Origin of the sequence: Flavobacterium ustbae, from assembly GCF_003946915.1 — a bacterium.
Classification (GTDB): Bacteria; Bacteroidota; Bacteroidia; order Flavobacteriales; family Flavobacteriaceae; genus Flavobacterium; species Flavobacterium ustbae.
The window spans coordinates 443,311-459,645 of the sequence record NZ_RPOC01000001.1; the positions used below are offsets into that span (position 1 = coordinate 443,311).

The 16,335-nt window shown below is 35.2% G+C and carries 15 protein-coding genes; 6 read left to right on the forward strand and 9 right to left on the reverse strand.

What is annotated here, in order from left to right; translation table 11 throughout:
* Positions 1 to 181: 181 nt before the first annotated feature.
* From EG814_RS01895 to EG814_RS01905, 3 genes are all read right to left on the reverse strand, one after another.
* Positions 182 to 2,434, reverse strand: coding sequence for a TonB-dependent receptor (locus tag EG814_RS01895; RefSeq protein WP_125718345.1), 2,253 nt, complete (start codon positions 2,432 to 2,434; stop codon positions 182 to 184).
* 182 nt (positions 2,435 to 2,616) lie between these two features.
* Complete coding sequence (locus EG814_RS01900; RefSeq protein WP_125718347.1) at positions 2,617 to 3,525, reverse strand: NAD(P)/FAD-dependent oxidoreductase; 909 nt, start codon at positions 3,523 to 3,525, stop codon at positions 2,617 to 2,619.
* Positions 3,526 to 3,702: 177 nt separating this feature from the next.
* The gene (locus EG814_RS01905; RefSeq protein ID WP_125718349.1) at positions 3,703 to 4,056 is read right to left on the reverse strand and encodes a MerC domain-containing protein; all 354 of its coding nucleotides are present in this window, start codon (positions 4,054 to 4,056) and stop codon (positions 3,703 to 3,705) included.
* A gap of 93 nt (positions 4,057 to 4,149) precedes the next feature.
* Here EG814_RS01905 and EG814_RS01910 point away from each other — a divergent pair, with 93 nt between their 5' ends.
* From EG814_RS01910 to EG814_RS01920, 3 genes are all read left to right on the forward strand, one after another.
* Positions 4,150 to 4,542, forward strand: coding sequence for a Fur family transcriptional regulator (locus EG814_RS01910; protein ID WP_125718351.1), 393 nt, complete (start codon positions 4,150 to 4,152; stop codon positions 4,540 to 4,542).
* Between the two features lie 74 nt (positions 4,543 to 4,616).
* The gene (locus tag EG814_RS01915; protein ID WP_125718353.1) at positions 4,617 to 6,485 is read left to right on the forward strand and encodes an Nramp family divalent metal transporter; all 1,869 of its coding nucleotides are present in this window, start codon (positions 4,617 to 4,619) and stop codon (positions 6,483 to 6,485) included.
* A 100-nt stretch (positions 6,486 to 6,585) separates the two neighbouring features.
* Positions 6,586 to 7,239, forward strand: coding sequence for a metal-dependent transcriptional regulator (locus EG814_RS01920; protein ID WP_125718355.1), 654 nt, complete (start codon positions 6,586 to 6,588; stop codon positions 7,237 to 7,239).
* A 223-nt stretch (positions 7,240 to 7,462) separates the two neighbouring features.
* On the opposite strand, the gene EG814_RS01925 is transcribed toward EG814_RS01920, so the two are convergent.
* The 6 genes from EG814_RS01925 to EG814_RS01950 form a co-directional block, all read right to left on the reverse strand.
* Positions 7,463 to 7,861, reverse strand: coding sequence for a hypothetical protein (locus EG814_RS01925; protein ID WP_125718357.1), 399 nt, complete (start codon positions 7,859 to 7,861; stop codon positions 7,463 to 7,465).
* A gap of 148 nt (positions 7,862 to 8,009) precedes the next feature.
* A complete protein-coding gene (locus EG814_RS01930; RefSeq protein ID WP_125718359.1) occupies positions 8,010 to 8,792 on the reverse strand; it encodes an enoyl-CoA hydratase/isomerase family protein in 783 nt (260 codons plus the stop codon).
* Between the two features lie 11 nt (positions 8,793 to 8,803).
* Complete coding sequence (locus EG814_RS01935; protein WP_125719083.1) at positions 8,804 to 10,219, reverse strand: sensor histidine kinase; 1,416 nt, start codon at positions 10,217 to 10,219, stop codon at positions 8,804 to 8,806.
* A gap of 146 nt (positions 10,220 to 10,365) precedes the next feature.
* Entirely contained in the window at positions 10,366 to 10,914 is a 549-nt protein-coding gene (locus tag EG814_RS01940) for a CopD family protein (RefSeq protein WP_125718361.1), read from the reverse strand.
* A gap of 89 nt (positions 10,915 to 11,003) precedes the next feature.
* Positions 11,004 to 12,017, reverse strand: coding sequence for a ferrochelatase (gene hemH, locus EG814_RS01945; protein ID WP_125718363.1), 1,014 nt, complete (start codon positions 12,015 to 12,017; stop codon positions 11,004 to 11,006).
* Between the two features lie 212 nt (positions 12,018 to 12,229).
* A complete protein-coding gene (locus tag EG814_RS01950) occupies positions 12,230 to 13,105 on the reverse strand; it encodes an AraC family transcriptional regulator (protein WP_125718365.1) in 876 nt (291 codons plus the stop codon).
* 228 nt (positions 13,106 to 13,333) lie between these two features.
* Between EG814_RS01950 and hemA the strand changes: the two genes are divergently transcribed.
* From hemA to EG814_RS01965, 3 genes are all read left to right on the forward strand, one after another.
* Positions 13,334 to 14,584, forward strand: a complete 1,251-nt coding sequence (gene hemA, locus EG814_RS01955; protein ID WP_125718367.1) for a glutamyl-tRNA reductase — start codon at positions 13,334 to 13,336, stop codon at positions 14,582 to 14,584.
* A gap of 126 nt (positions 14,585 to 14,710) precedes the next feature.
* Positions 14,711 to 15,634 carry a hydroxymethylbilane synthase gene (gene hemC, locus EG814_RS01960; protein WP_125718369.1) on the forward strand — a complete coding sequence of 308 codons (924 nt, stop codon included), beginning with the start codon at positions 14,711 to 14,713 and terminating at the stop codon, positions 15,632 to 15,634.
* Positions 15,634 to 16,311, forward strand: coding sequence for a uroporphyrinogen-III synthase (locus tag EG814_RS01965; protein ID WP_125718371.1), 678 nt, complete (start codon positions 15,634 to 15,636; stop codon positions 16,309 to 16,311). The genes hemC and EG814_RS01965 overlap by 1 nt, the downstream gene beginning before the upstream one ends.
* Positions 16,312 to 16,335 lie beyond the last annotated feature (24 nt).

Below are 16,335 nucleotides of genomic sequence, written 5' to 3' on the forward strand. Positions count from 1 at the left end.
TCGAGACTTCGGGAGAGGGCGATCCAATTGGGCGTGGGCTTCTCCCGAAGTCTCGAAACGCTCAGTCTGACATAAAAAACAAAATCCTTTTAATTCTTTAAATCTGTGGCTAAAAAAATAGTGCAAATTCGTGAATTGCTTCGCCAGTTCGCTATCGCTCGAGTCGTGGCGAACAAAAAATTTACCTAAACGTATATCGCAATCCCAAAAATCCGCGGATAGTTTGATTCTGTCCATAAACATAAGTCGTATCAAATGTCAATCCGTATGGATTGTCGGGCGTAACCAAAACTTTTCCAGCCGAATCGTATTGCACATTTTTATCAAAAGGATCATTTGTTCTCGAAATCAAAAACGGATTATTTTGTTTTGGTCTAAAGTTAAGCAGATTTTTAACTCCGCCATATATTTCAAAATCTTTCCAACCCGAATACGTAAATTGGATGTTCTGAATGCTGTACCAAGGCGACTTTGGACTTCTCGGATCGGTTTCGCTTAACAATGGCAATTTCATCGGACTGTAAACATTTCCAGTATAATCTAATGATAAGTCCCAAGGCTGGATTTTATACGAAATACTCCAAGTTCCAGTAAAATTCTCCGTTAAATAAGGTCTTTCAGAAATTTTGTCCTGAACATTTTTATTGTCTAAAACCGTTGCTCCAACAATAAATTTTAATCCCGACGGAAAATTCAAATCGACATTCGTGCTGATTCCCTGGCTTATTGCATAGCCATCAATATTATCATAAATGATTTCGTTTGGATTTGTTTCATAATCTGTTACAATTTTATTGCTAAAACGGGTATAAAAAGCCGTTGTTTCAATTCCCATAAAAGTCCCGTTTCCGAAATTGATTTTCTGGATATAATTCAAATTGACATTTACAGATTTCTCAGGATTCAAATCATTAGCAATTACAACATCTCGTGAACCTGTCAACGCGGCATGATCTTCGGTAAATAAATTCACCACACGAAACCCTGTTCCAGCGTTTAAGCGGAAAATTGTATTTTCATTAGCTTTAAATCGATACGCAAATCGTGGCGTAAAAATCGATCCGTGAATCGAGTTATAATCATATCGCATTCCCAACAAAACCTGACTTTTAGGAGAAAACGTAATTTCGTCCTGAACAAAAATTCCTGGAAGCCAAGTATTTTCGGCTTCTCTAGTTGCAGGCGTATTATCATCGTAATAGGTATATCGACTTGCAATTCCTGCCAAAAGATCGTTTCTTCCGACCTTTTTATCCCAAGTCAATTGCAAAAAACCAATTTTCTGATTGGCGATATACGACGTTGTTCCGTATCGGCTGTCCTGATAATGCACATTTCCAGAGAAAGAAAGCATCAGTTTTTCTTCAAATGGCAATTGATAACTACCAATTAATTCTGCTCTTTTGGTATAAATACTTTCGCCGTAAATTTCGTCGCCGCCACGGTATTTCTTTTCCCAGCGAACATCTCCACCCCAGCGGTCTTCGTACATTCCGCGCGCTGCAATCGTAAAAAGGCGATTATAATTTCGTTTAAAACTCCATTTATTAAAAACCGAAATTCGTTCAGAAAGTGTGACATCGGTAAAATTATCGTGGTCTTTATCAATTACCTGATCATAATTAAAGTAATTTACACCAACAATCGAAGTAGCTTTTTTACCGACATTAAACTTAGCACCCAAATCTAGATTACTTTCAAAATAAGAAGTCGTAAAATAATCAGCAGAAAAAGTCGGGGCATTGGTTGGGTTTTTAGTGATAATATTAATCAGACCACCAACAGCTTCACTTCCGTAAAGCGACGAAGCTGGGCCTTTTACAATTTCGATTCTTTCAACCAGAGAATTCGGAATTCCAGATAATCCATAAACTGTAGAAAGGCTGCTCACAATTGGCATTCCGTCAATCATTACCAAAGTGTAGGGACCTTCTAATCCGTTTATATGAATATCTCCCGTATTGCAGACACCACAATTGAGCTGTGGACGAACGCCATTTATATTTTGAAGCGCATCGTAAATACTTGGTGTTGGGTTTTTCTTGAAAAAAGTAGGCGAATAAACCTCAACTGGAACTGCACTTTCTAATCGTTTTACAGGTTTTAAAGTTCCTGAAACCACAACTTCGTTCAGTTCGTTTTGATCTTCTTCTAATTCGAAATTCAAGTTTAAATTTTCATTTTCAAGAACTGAAATTTTTTGGTTTATTATTTTAAAACCTGTTGAAGAAACCATAATTCTATAGTTTCCTCTTGGAATATTTTCAAGATTATAAAATCCTAGAGAATCGGTTTGAGTTTTAAAGTTTGTATTTAACAAAGAGACTTTAATTTCTTGAATAATAGGAGTTACAGATTCTACTTTTCCGGAAATGTTTTGAGAATAAATGCTTTTGGTGGCGAGTATTAATATTGTCAAAAATAAATATTTCATTCTTTTAAAATTAAATTTAGACAAATCTAAAAATTAAATTTGACAAACAATTAATCTTGAATGAAATTTTTAAAACATTTCAATTTCAATCCGTTAAAAAATGTTTAAACCATATAAGTGATATAAGTTCATTTGAGAGAAATTTTGTATTTTCTCATATCACTTATATGGTTTAAAAACAACTACAAAAAGTCCTCGTCGATAAGTTCTTTGTTGATTACCGCTCCAGCGAAAGATCCGGTAGAAACCGCCAAAGCCACAGAACGCATTTGAGTTGTCGCGTCTCCGCTAGCGTAAATTCCTGCAATGTTGGTTTTTTGCATAAAATCAACTTTTAGGTATCCCATTTCATTAATTTCACAGCCTAAATCTTTTGGCAAAGCACAATGCTGCTCAAACGGAACTCTGGCGTAAATTGCTTTTACCTCAACTTTTTCTCCATCTTTAAAAACAATATTCGAAATATATCCTGCATTATGTTGTAGAGAAACTATTTCTTCTTCTAAAATTAAAACATCTTTGTTCTTCAAGATTTCCGTTTGTTCCAAAGTCAATTCTGATTTTCCGTTTGTGCATAAACGAAGATCTTTTGTCCAGTTTGAAATCAATTTAGCAAATTCAAAACCCATTTCGCCATTAGCAATAATCGCAGTTTTTTCATTTTTGACTTCGTAGCCATGACAATACGGGCAATGTAAAACCGAAATTCCCCAGCATTCAGCAAAGCCGTCAATTTCTGGGAGCAGATCTTTAACGCCAGTGGCAAACAATACTTTTCTAGCTGTAAAAACATCTCCAGATGCTGTTACTATTTCAAAACCGTTTTCAATTTTAGAAGCTTTCACCGCAAGTCCGTTATAAAATTGAACTGTTTTGTAAAACTCGACCTGTAGTTTGGCTTTCGCCGAAATAACAGCAGGCTTTTCTCCATCCTGCGTTATAAAATTATGAGAATGCGGTGTCTGTCTGTTGCAAGGCAATCCGCTGTCTATAACCAAAACCTGACGTAAAGCACGTCCTAAACTCATTGCAGCTGATAATCCGCTGTAGCTGCCGCCAATGATAATCACTTCAAAATTTTTCTTTTCCATATTCCTAATTTTTAATCTTCTATTGGGTGAAATTATTTTTAACACATAGAAACATAGCTTTTAGGTTTTTGTAAAAGGCGTTTCACTTAGAATAATTAGACATAGAACTATGTGTTAAAGCCTGCTTTTTCTGTACTCTTAAAAAGAAATTAAGTTGCTTTCACCCAATGGGTTATTTTAATGATTTTGCTTTTTATGTAATCTGTAATTAATTAAATGTCCGATGACCATTCCAATTCCTCCGAAATAAATCAAATCCAAATGAATTTCGAAAAAAAGATCAGCTAAAACACTGATCCAAATCAGAGCCATCGAAACAACTAAAATAGACGACACCAAAAGAGCCGATTTTTTTATAATTTTGAGAATTGCAAATAAGCCTATCGAAGCAAATAGCAAATCTATAAAGGGATTATGACTCAGCCCTAAAGGAAGAATCGTTAAAAGAGGAAAAATCAAACAGTGAACCAAACAAATGGTTGCGGTTGAAATTCCTAAAATATCGTAAAAAGATGTGCTTATTTTCTTCATTCTGTGTACATTTGCTTTAATGCAATTTTGTTGCAAATATACAAATTTTTATCAATTGCAACATTGTTGCGTTTAATTTTTAATGCTGTACAAATGAAAACGACACGAAATACCGCCGCAAAGACCGCTGTTTTAGAAGTGTTTGAAAAATCTAAAACTGCGCTTTCGCACACCGAAATCCATAAACAATTAAACGACTTATGCGATCGCGTTACTATTTATAGAATATTGGACCGATTAATTAATGAAGATATTATTCATAAAATATCCAATCTTGACGGAACGGTAAAATATGCCAAGTGCAATCATTCGCATCAGCGCGTACACATTCATAATCATGCTCACTTTAGTTGCGAAAACTGTCATGAAATTACATGTCTGGAAAGTGTAAAACCAAGTTACATTATGCCACACAATTACAAAGTAAACGAAATCAACTTTACCCTTTCTGGTTTATGTCCAAAATGTTTAAATTCTAACATTTAATATTTAGACTCGTCTAAAAATATTCTTTCGCGAATATAATTTTTATCTATATTTGTGAAAACAATACTTTTATAATGGGTAAATCTTTAGAAGAGGTACACGAATCTGTCTCTACAGAACATAAAAAAACAGGTTTCAGAAAAATTTTAGCCTTTTTAGGCCCCGCATATTTAGTCAGCGTTGGTTATATGGATCCAGGAAACTGGGCGACAGATATCGCCGGCGGAAGTCAGTTTGGGTATACGCTAGTCTGGGTTTTATTGATGAGTAACTTAATGGCTTTGCTCTTGCAGAATTTAAGCGCCCGTCTCGGAATTGTCACACAACGTGATTTAGCCCAAGCTTCGAGAGAAACCTATCCCAAATACATTAACTACGTTTTATACTTTCTGGCAGAGATCGCAATTGCGGCCTGCGACTTGGCAGAAGTTCTCGGAATGGCGATTGGAATTAATCTTCTTTTTGGAATTCCGTTACTCGAAGCAGTTTTAATTACCGTTTTAGACACCTTTTTATTGCTTTTCCTAATCAACAAAGGAATTCGCAAGATGGAAGCCTTCATTATTGCTTTAGTAGCCATAATAGGCTTTTCTTTTATTTTTGAGATGATCTTTGCCGAACCAGAAATACATAAGGTACTGGAAGGTCTTATCCCTTCTATTCCAAATTCGGCGGCTTTGTATATTGCCATTGGTATCATTGGTGCGACCGTAATGCCACATAACTTATATCTGCATTCTTCTTTGGTTCAAACCAGAAAATTTGACAGAACTCCAGCCGGAATCAAACAAGCCTTAAAATATAATTTCATTGATTCGACAATCGCTTTAAATCTAGCCTTTTTTGTAAATGCGGCTATATTGATTCTGGCGGCAGCAACTTTTCACAAAAACGGAATGTACGAAGTTGCCGAAATTCAGGATGCGCATAAATTTCTCGAACCGCTTTTAGGAACCAAATGGGCACCGGCTTTATTCGCAATTGCGCTTATTGCCGCAGGACAAAGCTCGACCGTAACAGGAACATTGGCTGGTCAAATTGTAATGGAAGGCTATTTGCATTTTAGAATTCAGCCTTGGGTTCGCCGAATTATTACGCGTTTGATTGCTATTATTCCTGCTGTTATTGTAATTTTAATTTATGGCGAAAGCGTCACAGGAAAATTATTGATTCTGAGTCAGGTTATTTTAAGTTTGCAGCTCGGTTTTGCTATTATCCCGCTGATTCATTTTGTGAGCGATAAATCAAAAATGAACGGATTTCATATTTCTAAAACCACACAGGTTGTTTCTTGGATCATTGCCTCAATAATTGTTTCATTAAATGCCAAATTAGTTTATGATGAAATCACGTCCTGGCTAGAAACTTCAGATAATCCGATCGTCTTGTGGTTAACCGTAGTACCTTTGGCAATAGGACTTTCAGGTTTATTGCTTTATATCATCTTTAAACCATTTATCGCCAAAGCGAAAAACAAAATGGTAAATCATTCTCCGCACAATTTAAAACTGAAGTTTTCTCCAAAAGAAAGCCAAAGTGTCAAAAACATAGCAATATCTGTCGACTTTTCGAGTGCAGATGAAGTTGCATTAAATAAAGCTTTTGAATTGGGCGGTTTTGAAGCTCAATATACCTTAATTCATATAGTAGAAACCGTCGGCGCATTAATGTATGGCGTTCATGTACATGACCATGAAACAACTATTGATGAAAAACTTTTATTAAAGTATAAAGAAATGCTCACCGAAAAAGGGTTTAAAATTGAAACAGAACTCGGTTTCGGGAAACCAAATAAGGTAATTCCGAAAATCATAAACGAAGGCAGTTTTGATATCCTCGTCATGGGAACACACGGCCACACTGGATTGAAAGATATTCTTTTTGGCACAACAGTAGACAAATTGAGACATAAAATTTCGATACCTTTGTTAATTGTTAAATGATAGCTTCTAAGCTTCTGAGTTGCTAAGGTTCTAAGGTCTTTTTCAAGCCTAGAAGAAAACTTAGAACCTCAGAAGCTTAGAACCTCAGAAGCTTAAAAAAATGACCTTTTCAGAAGAAAACTACTTAAAATCTATATATCATCTGACGGCTGTGGCTGATTCGGAAGTGAGTACCAATGCGATTGCGGAAATGATGGAGACTAAAGCTTCATCGGTAACAGATATGCTTAAAAAGCTTTCTGAAAAGGATTTGGTGAATTATAAAAAATACCAAGGCGTTTCTCTAACGGAAAACGGAAAGCTTGCCGCTAAAATGATTGTACGTAAACATCGCTTATGGGAAGTATTTTTGGTAGAAAAACTAAATTTCAGCTGGGATGAAGTTCATGAAATCGCCGAGCAATTGGAACATATTAAATCGGAACAATTGATTAATCGTTTGGATGATTTTCTAGGAAATCCAACTGAAGATCCACACGGTGACCCAATTCCAGATGCAAACGGCCGAATTATTAAAATTGAAAAACAGCTTTTATCAGAATTGAATGAAAATCAAACTGGCGTTTGTGTGGGTGTAAAAGACACTTCTTCTGAATTTCTAAAATACTTAGACAAACAAGGAATCGCTTTAGGTTCTAAAATCGAATTCCTTTCTAAAGAATCTTTTGATTTATCGGTTCGAATTAAAGTGAATGGTACGGAATTATCTATTTCGAATAAAATTGCTTCTAATTTGTTTGTAAAGCTGGTTTAGTCGTTATTTCGCAGAGATTCAAGAAGAATTTTATTCTCTTGTCAGAATGAGCGAAGTCGAAGTCCCGCAAAGTAATTACCTCAATTTTTCGGACGGATTAAAATCCGTCCCTACAAAATTGTATCGAGCCAATGGCTCTTTTATAAATCAAAGCAAAGTTTCGTAGAAACTGAAATATTGTAGTAGCAACAGATTTTAATCTGTTGAAAGAATGGCGAATATTTTACACGATCCCTTTTTCAATCATTTCTAACATTACTGGCGATGCATTTTTAAATGTCGGTGCTTGCTCAATAATGCTTCCTGCATTCTTTTTATTTACTTTAAACGTTACATCATCGTTTGTTGTGAATAACAATGCGGTTAGAAATGGATTTTTAATATGTGTCCCCAAAATCAACAAGGCTTCATCTAAAGTATGAATGCTTTCAATTTCTTCGGTTTTATATCGAAAAGTAAGCGAAATGGAATAGGTATTGTCTTCGTTTAAAACCAAGCGGAAATAAACATTTTTTAAATCGGTATCGCCCATTGTTTTCGCCAAAGTAAGTTTTGCGAAAGTCCCACTTTGGATACTTTCTTTTACTCGTTCACAAAAAAGGGCAAATATTGGTTCGTACATTTTTTTTAAAGGTGCTAAGGTTTTGAGATGGTGAGGTTCTAAGTTTTCAAACCTTTGGTGTTATTTTTTTTCGCAAAGTTACGCAAAGCTTTTTATAAATTCCTTTGTGAATCTCTGTGAAATCTTAGTGCAACTTTGCGCAATAACTCTATTTCCCTGTAAATTCAGCTTTTCTTTTTTCTAAGAATGCTGAAGTTCCTTCTTTAAAATCTTCTGTTCCAAAACATTCTCCGAATGATTTTATTTCGGTATCAAAGCCATTTTTACCATCTTCAAAATTAGCATTGATTGCTTTTATTGCTTTTCCGATAGCAAAAGGAGCATTTTTTATTATTTTATGAGCAATTACATTCGTAAAAGACAAAAGCTCTGCTTGGGAAACTACGTGATTTACCAAACCATATTGTTTCGCTTCTTCAGCAGAAATCATAGCTGCGGTCATAATCATTTCCATTGCGCGGCCTTTTCCAACCAATTGTGGCAAACGCTGTGTTCCGCCATAACCTGGAATCAATCCTAAAGTTACTTCTGGAAGTCCCATTTTAGCATTGTCTGAAGCTACTCTAAAATGACAAGCCATTGCCAATTCAAGTCCACCGCCAAGAGCAAAGCCGTTAACAGCTGCAATAACCGGTTTTCTTAGATTTTCGATAAAATTAAATAACGCTTCTTGTCCCTCGGCGGCTAATTGCGCGCCTTCAACAACGGTATAATTAGCAAATTCAGAAATATCTGCTCCAGCTACAAAAGCTTTTTCTCCGCTTCCGGTCAAAATAATAACACGAACATCATCATTTTTACTTAATGATTTAATTGCTTCGCTAAGATTGCCAATTGTTTCTTTATTTAAAGCATTTAGTTTTGCAGGTCTGTTAATGGTAATAGTTGCAATTCTTTCTTCAATAGAAACTAAAATATTTTCGTAAGTCATGACGCTGATTTTTATGAGTTGGTGATAGGTAAAGAGACTATAAACGTTGTTCCTTTTCCGTAAGTTGATTCAAAGGTAATTGTTCCTTTGTAATTTTCGATAATGTTTTTTATAATTCCGAGTCCGAGTCCCATGCCACTGGTTTTAGTGGTAAATTTAGGTTCGAAAATCCTTGCTATATCTTGTTTTTGTATGCCAATTCCGTTGTCTTTTACCGCAATTTCGACATTATTTTTCTGGCGTTTTACAGTAACAACAATTGATTTTTGAAACTGGCTTTCAGGAATAGCCTGAGTTGCATTTTTCACCAAATTGGTAATGACACGAATTAATTGTGTACGATCCATCTTGGAAATAATTTCGCGCTCTTCGCTTTCAAAAACAATATAATCTTCGTTAAAAATATCCAAAGCCAGTTCGACAACGTCAACCACATTCAGCGTTTCATTTTGCTGTGCTGGCATAGAAGCAAAGTTTGAAAACGCCGATGCTACAGAAGTCATGGTGTCAATTTGCTGAATTAAAGTTTCTGAATAGTCATTCATTTTCTGCTTCACATTTGGATCGTTCGGATCAAATTTTCGTTGAAAACTTTGTACCGTCAAACGCATCGGAGTCAATGGATTTTTAATTTCGTGCGCAACTTGTTTCGCCATTTCGCGCCAAGCTTCTTCACGCTCACTTTGGGCCAGTTTGATGGCGCTGGTCTCCAATTTGTCCACCATTCCGTTATACGCTTTTATCAAAAAGTTGACTTCTTTGCTATTAGCTTCTAAAACGATTTTCTCATTTTTCTGATACAGATTGGTTTCTTCCAGACGGTCAGAAATGGTTTTTAGTGATTTTGTAATATAAGTTGAAAGGAAATACGCTAACGCGAAAGCTACAATAAGCATAAAAGAATATACTTGACTTAAGCGAATCAGGAAAGTATTCAACTCATTATCGTAATAGCCGTCATCTTCTAAATAGGGAAGATTTAGGATTCCGAGCGGTTTGAATTTTTCGTCTTTTATTAAACTGTATGAAGATCTATTTTTGACACCATCGATGGTTTTGATGTCTACGAAGCGTTTTTCGATAGAAGAACGAACCAATTTTAGAATGTATTCTGGAATTGGTGGTGCAACTTTATCAACTGCAAAGGTTTCTTTGGAAGATTTAAGCAGTTTTCCCTCAAGACTATAAATATTGATTTCGATTTTATGAATCTGCGCCAGTTCGTGAATTTTATCTTTAAAAATCAAATCCAGATTCTGGGTTTTTAATGGATAAGTTGTAGTTGCCAGAACGTAATTAATGTGTTCTTTTACCGCGTTTTCTTTTCGTTCAAGACGTTCTTGATGGTATTCCTTTGCTTCAGTTTTAAATTGAATAATCGAAATCGAAGCCAATAAAAAAGATGCCACAACAATCAATACAATCATCGACAGGAAAATCCTGGTACGAAGCGAAAGCATTGACATTTTGAAGTTAAGCATTTTTTTGAAGTTATGAGTTTTGAGTTATGGGTTATGAGTTTTGTTATGCGTTATAAACTTACAACTCAAAACCCATAACTCATAACTTATAACTATTTTCTTTCACGGATTCTCTTATAAAACCGGAATCCCAGCATGATTAAAACCGAGAATAAAATAATTCCGATTACGCCAAAAATCCAATTGATGGCGCTTTTTAAAACTACTAAAAAAACTACTGCAAACAAAATAATTGTTGCGCCTTCATTCCATAAACGCATGAAGTTGCTGGTATATTTTACTTCGTCGTTTTGTAATTGCTTAAAAATCTGATGGCATTTTCCGTGGTATAAATACAGCAAGAAAACGAAACATAGTTTTACATGCATCCAAGGCATTTTCATCCAAACATGACCCGCATCTGTAAAAAACAGCATCCAAAAAGCAAAAATACTCGCCAAAACCGCCGACGGCCAAGTGATAATATACCACAAACGATATGTCATTATTTTGTACTGCGCCTGAAGAATTTCTTTTTCTGGTGAAGGTTTTTCGTTGGCTTCAATTTGGTATACAAACAAACGCACAATATAAAACAAACCTGCAAACCAAGTGATTACAAAAATTAAATGCAGTGATTTTAAATAGTTATAATATTCCATTTATTATTTGTTTCAGGTTTCAAGTTTCAGGTTTCAAGTTTTTCTCACTTTGAGAACACAACTTGAAGCCTGAAACTTGAAACCAAATATTATTTTGCCCAGTCGTTAATCCAGTTCGAAACCGTTTCACACCATTCGTCATCATCATTCAAACACGGAATCGCTAAGAATTCTTCTCCCCCATTTGCTTCAAAATCTTCTTTGGCACGCATAGCGATTTCCTCTAAAGTCTCTAAACAATCTGAAACGAAAGCAGGAGTTACAACTGCGAGTTTCTTGATTCCTTTTGCCGGCATATTGTCAATTTCAACATCGGTGTAAGGTTCTAACCATTTGTCTCCCGCTAAACGAGATTGGAATGTTAGACTATATTTATCTTCTGGAAGTCCTAATAATTTAACGACTTGTTTTGTTGTTTCGTAACATTGGTGACGGTAGCAAAACTCGTGTGCCGGCGATGGTGTATTGCAGCATGAACCGTCAATTTTACAATGTGATTTTGTCACATCGGTTTTGCGGATATGACGCTCCGGGATTCCGTGATATGAAAATAATAGATGGTCGTAATCGAATCCTACTAAGTGTTTTTGGATAGAATCTGCCAAGTTTTTGATGTAATCTGGTTTGTTGTAAAACGCTGGAACATCAGTAAATTTCATGTGAGGAAATTTCTTTTTTCGAATTTCCTCCGCTTTAACCAAAATAGTCAAAGTTGAAGCCATTGCATATTGCGGATATAAAGGAAAAAGCATTACATCTGTAACTCCTTTATCGTGTAATTCCTGAAGTCCTTTTTCGATTGTCATGCTTCCGTAACGCATTGCCAATGCAACAGGAACGGTTACTAATGGCTGTACTTTTTTCTGCATTCTTTCTGAAAGAACAACAAGTGGCGAACCTTCTTCCCACCAGATTTTCGCGTATGCGTGTGCCGATTCTTCTGGTCTTTTTCTTAAAATAATACCACGAACCAATAATGCTCTTAATAAATACGGAACATCGATCACGTATTTATCCATTAAAAATTCGTCTAAATATGGTTTTACATCTTTTGGTGTTGGACTGTCAGGAGATCCTAAGTTTACTAATAATACGCCTTTCATTATCTTTTCTTGCTTTAAGCTTTTTATTTGTTTTTAAAAATTTCGACAAAAGTAAACGCTGTACTTTATTGGAAATATGATAATTGTTATTTTTTAGTTATTGTTGAATATTCAAAATTGATTTAAAATAATTCGAGAGATTTTTTTCACGCAGATTACACAGATTAAAGCAGATTTGTGCAGATTAATTCGTGAATTAGTGGCAAAAAAAATTAAACATTCGCATTAATTGACATCAAATATTTTTTTGGAGTTGTTCCGAATTTCTTTTTGAATGCGGCTATAAAGTGGCTTCCCGTACTGTAGCCAATTTTCAAACCAACTTCGTTTACATTATAAGAACCGCTGTCTAAAAGTTTTCTAGCGAAATCCATTTTATAATCGAAAAGAAAACCATAAACCGTATCGCCATAAATTTGTTTGAAACCCATTTTGAGCTTTTTCAAATTCAAACCAATTTCGTCTGCTAGTTCTTGCAATCCTGGTGGTTCGGCCATATTAGCGATTACGATTTCTTTGGCTTTTCTGATTTTCAAAACATTGTCTTCATCAATCAAAAACGGACATTGTTCTGCGTTTGGATCTTCGGTTCTGTTGAAATACAGACTTAGTAATTCATACCCTTTTCCTTTATAATAAAGGTTTTTTATCGATGGATGAAGGTTGTAATGAAAAAGCTGACTCAGCACAATCGCCATTGACGGACTGATATTTCCTTCGTTATAATATTTCTTGTCTTTATTATCGGCACTTAAAAAAGTAATATAATCGGCTTCGGCAGAAAACAACGCGTGAAATTTCTTAATCGATACAATTACCGAAATTGCCCAAGAGTTTGGAGCCAATTCTAAATGAAGCGGTAATTCTTTCTGCGGATTATATAAAAGCAGCGATTTCTCCTCTTTCAATTCTAAAGCATAAGTGCCTTGATTAAACAGGAATTTAGCATTGCCTTTTATCCCGAAGTGAAACTGTATCAGGCCAGTACCTACGATTTCATGCTCTGCAATAAATGTTTCAGAACTGTCATTTTGAAAACGGATCAGCGTAAAGTCGTCTTCAATTTTTATAATTTCTTGAGAACCCATAGCGATATTTTTTGGAAACTAAAATCAAAACAAAGCACAAATCTTATTTAGAATCACTCTAAACTAATCTCTTCTAATGAGTTGATTTTGCTACAAAAGTAGTCCTTTTTACTCAATAACACCCATTTAGGATTAAAAAAACATATAGCGACACAAAAAGTACTTTGAGCGTTACTTTTATCAAAGCTATAGTAATAATTTTGTTGCACTTTTTAGAAAGTGAAATTTATGGAAAACAATAACGTACCGAAACACCTTTATTTTTACTCAGTTGGTCTGAGTTATAAAAAAGCAGATGCTGAGGTAAGAGGTCAATTTAGTTTGGATGCCGTTGCAAAAACACGTTTGCTGGAACAAGCTAAAACAGAAGGAATAGAAAGTTTAATTGTCACTTCAACCTGCAACAGAACCGAAATCTACGGTTTTGCAGAACACCCTTTTCAATTAATAAAATTGATTTGCGATAACAGTAACGGATCTGTTGATGCTTTTCAAAAAGTGGGTTTCGTTTATAAAAATCAGGAAGCCATCAATCATATGTTTCGCGTAGGAACTGGTTTAGACAGCCAGATTTTGGGCGATTTTGAAATTATTTCACAAATAAAAACTTCTTTTACCCATTCTAAATCAATGAATTTGGCCAATAATTTTATGGAAAGATTGGTAAATGCAGTGATTCAGGCAAGTAAAAGAATTAAAAACGAAACCGAAATTAGCTCTGGAGCAACTTCTGTTTCTTTTGCATCGGTACAATATATCTTAAAGAATGTTGAAGATATTAGCAATAAAAATATTTTACTTTTCGGAACTGGAAAAATTGGAAGAAATACTTGCGAAAATCTGGTAAAGCATACTAAAAACGAACATATCACTTTAATTAACAGAACAAAAGACAAAGCCGAAAAATTGGCTGGAAAACTAAATCTGATTGTTAAAGATTATTCTGAATTACACTTAGAACTTCAAAAAGCAGATGTTGTCGTTGTGGCAACAGGCGCGCAAAACCCTACGGTCGACAAAGCAATCTTGAATCTTAAAAAACCTTTGTTGATTTTGGATTTATCTATTCCGAAAAACGTTAATGAAAATGTTGAGGAATTGGAAGGCGTAACTTTAATTCACATGGATTATTTGTCTCAATTGACAGATGAAACTTTGGAGAACAGAAAATTACACATTCCTGCAGCCGAAGCGATTATTGAAGAAGTGAAGGAAGAATTCACCACTTGGATGAAAGGCAGAAAATTTGCTCCGACTATTAATGCGTTAAAAGAAAAATTAAACGCGATCAAAATGTCGGAACTAGATTTTCAAAGTAAAAAAATTGCTGATTTTAACGAAGCGCAGGCCGAAATCATCAGCAATAGAATCATCCAAAAAATCACTACACATTTTGCAAACCATTTAAAAGACGACGACACGATGGTTGACGAAAGCATCGAATGGATAGAAAAAGTCTTCAAAATAAAAGCATCTTAAAAACATAAAACTTTATATTTAAACCATATAAGCAATATAAGTTCATATTTAAGCGCTACTGATTAGTTTTGCTCCAATACAATTCTAAAATGAACTTATATTACTTATATGGTGAAATTTTTAAAAATGGCAGAAAAGACAATCAGGATAGGAACGCGTGATAGCGAATTAGCGCTTTGGCAGGCACATACTGTTGAGAAACAATTAAACGATTTGGGTTACAAAACCTCAATTGTGGCCGTAAAATCGCAAGGTGACATTATTCTGGACAAACCTCTGTATGAATTAGGCATTACCGGAATTTTTACTAAAACGCTTGATATCGCTATGATTAATGGAGATATAGATATTGCGGTTCATTCTATGAAAGATGTTCCGACTGCTTTGCCAAAAGGAATTGTTCAGGCGGCGGTTTTAGAAAGAGCCAATGTTTTGGACATTTTAGTTCACAAAGGAAATCCTGATTTTGCTAATCCGAGTACAATTGCAACCGGAAGTCTGCGTCGTCAGGCACAATGGTTAAATAAATATCCAAATCATACGGTTGTTGATTTACGCGGAAACGTAAACACGCGTATGCAAAAATTGAACGATAATGATTGGGACGGAGCTGTTTTTGCTGCTGCAGGTTTGGAACGCATCAACTTAAAACCAGAAAATGTTATTAATTTAGATTGGATGATTCCAGCGCCGGCGCAAGGAGCGATGCTAGTTGTGGCAATGGAAAGTGACAATTATACACTTGATGCACTTTCGCAGTTAAATGATATTGAAACTGAAATCTGCACACACATCGAACGTCAGTTTTTAAGAACGTTGGAAGGCGGTTGTACGGCACCAATTGGAGCTTTGGTTCGTTACAACGAAGACGAAGACACTTTACATTTTCAAGGCGTTTTACTTTCTGTTGACGGAAAACAAAAATTGGAAATCGACAAAACGGTTGATATTTCGGAGTGGAAAAAATTAGGTTTTAACTCGGCTCAGGAAATATTGAATAACGGCGGTGCAGAATTAATGGCGTCTATTAAAGAATCTTTGAAGAAATAATGGCAAAACCAATTCAAATAGTATCCACAAAAATCTTAAATCCGCTTTTAAAACAAGAGCTGGTGAAAATTGGTCTCGAAGTAACTGAAGCTGACTTCATTAAAACTGAAAACAAATATTTTAAATTAGAAAACCTCAACGAAAGTCTGATTTTTACAAGTCAGAATGCCGTTCACAGTGTTTTATCTCACCCAGAATCTGACAAGCTTATCCCGAAGCTTCGGGACAAAAATGTTTTTTGTGTTGGACTTAAAACCAAATCGCTTTTAAGCGATAATGGCTTTAATGTTATGGCTTACACAGGTTACGCTTCTGATTTGGCTGAAATTATTTCTTTGATCTACAATAAAGAAAGCTATACTTTTTTCAGCGGAAACTTAAGACGAGATACGTTGCCAGAAGCTCTAAAAGAAGCGGGAATACAGTTTAACGAAATTCAAGTTTACGACACTTCATTAACGCCACAGAAAATCAAAACTCCGGCAGATGCGATTTTATTTTTCAGTCCGTCTGGTGTTGAAAGTTATTTGAAAGAAAATACGATTAAAAAAGAAACCTGCTTTTGCATTGGAGAAACCACAGCAGAGGCTTTACATAAAATTACCAAAAACATCATAATTGCAGATCAGCCAACGGTTGAAAACGTAATTGAAGATGTAATTAACGAATATAAATAAAAACCTTTGCAACTCTGTCACTTT

Bases quoted from the DNA above. Each gene is read 5' to 3' on its own strand.
- EG814_RS01895 (WP_125718345.1), bottom strand. From the start codon at position 2,434: ATGAAATATTTATTTTTGACAATATTAATACTCGCCACCAAAAGCATT.
- EG814_RS01900 (WP_125718347.1), bottom strand. From the start codon at position 3,525: ATGGAAAAGAAAAATTTTGAAGTGATTATCATTGGCGGCAGCTACAGC.
- EG814_RS01905 (WP_125718349.1), bottom strand. From the start codon at position 4,056: ATGAAGAAAATAAGCACATCTTTTTACGATATTTTAGGAATTTCAACC.
- EG814_RS01910 (WP_125718351.1), top strand. From the start codon at position 4,150: ATGAAAACGACACGAAATACCGCCGCAAAGACCGCTGTTTTAGAAGTG.
- EG814_RS01915 (WP_125718353.1), top strand. From the start codon at position 4,617: ATGGGTAAATCTTTAGAAGAGGTACACGAATCTGTCTCTACAGAACAT.
- EG814_RS01920 (WP_125718355.1), top strand. From the start codon at position 6,586: ATGACCTTTTCAGAAGAAAACTACTTAAAATCTATATATCATCTGACG.
- EG814_RS01925 (WP_125718357.1), bottom strand. From the start codon at position 7,861: ATGTACGAACCAATATTTGCCCTTTTTTGTGAACGAGTAAAAGAAAGT.
- EG814_RS01930 (WP_125718359.1), bottom strand. From the start codon at position 8,792: ATGACTTACGAAAATATTTTAGTTTCTATTGAAGAAAGAATTGCAACT.
- EG814_RS01935 (WP_125719083.1), bottom strand. From the start codon at position 10,219: ATGATTGTATTGATTGTTGTGGCATCTTTTTTATTGGCTTCGATTTCG.
- EG814_RS01940 (WP_125718361.1), bottom strand. From the start codon at position 10,914: ATGGAATATTATAACTATTTAAAATCACTGCATTTAATTTTTGTAATC.
- hemH (WP_125718363.1), bottom strand. From the start codon at position 12,017: ATGAAAGGCGTATTATTAGTAAACTTAGGATCTCCTGACAGTCCAACA.
- EG814_RS01950 (WP_125718365.1), bottom strand. From the start codon at position 13,105: ATGGGTTCTCAAGAAATTATAAAAATTGAAGACGACTTTACGCTGATC.
- hemA (WP_125718367.1), top strand. From the start codon at position 13,334: ATGGAAAACAATAACGTACCGAAACACCTTTATTTTTACTCAGTTGGT.
- hemC (WP_125718369.1), top strand. From the start codon at position 14,711: ATGGCAGAAAAGACAATCAGGATAGGAACGCGTGATAGCGAATTAGCG.
- EG814_RS01965 (WP_125718371.1), top strand. From the start codon at position 15,634: ATGGCAAAACCAATTCAAATAGTATCCACAAAAATCTTAAATCCGCTT.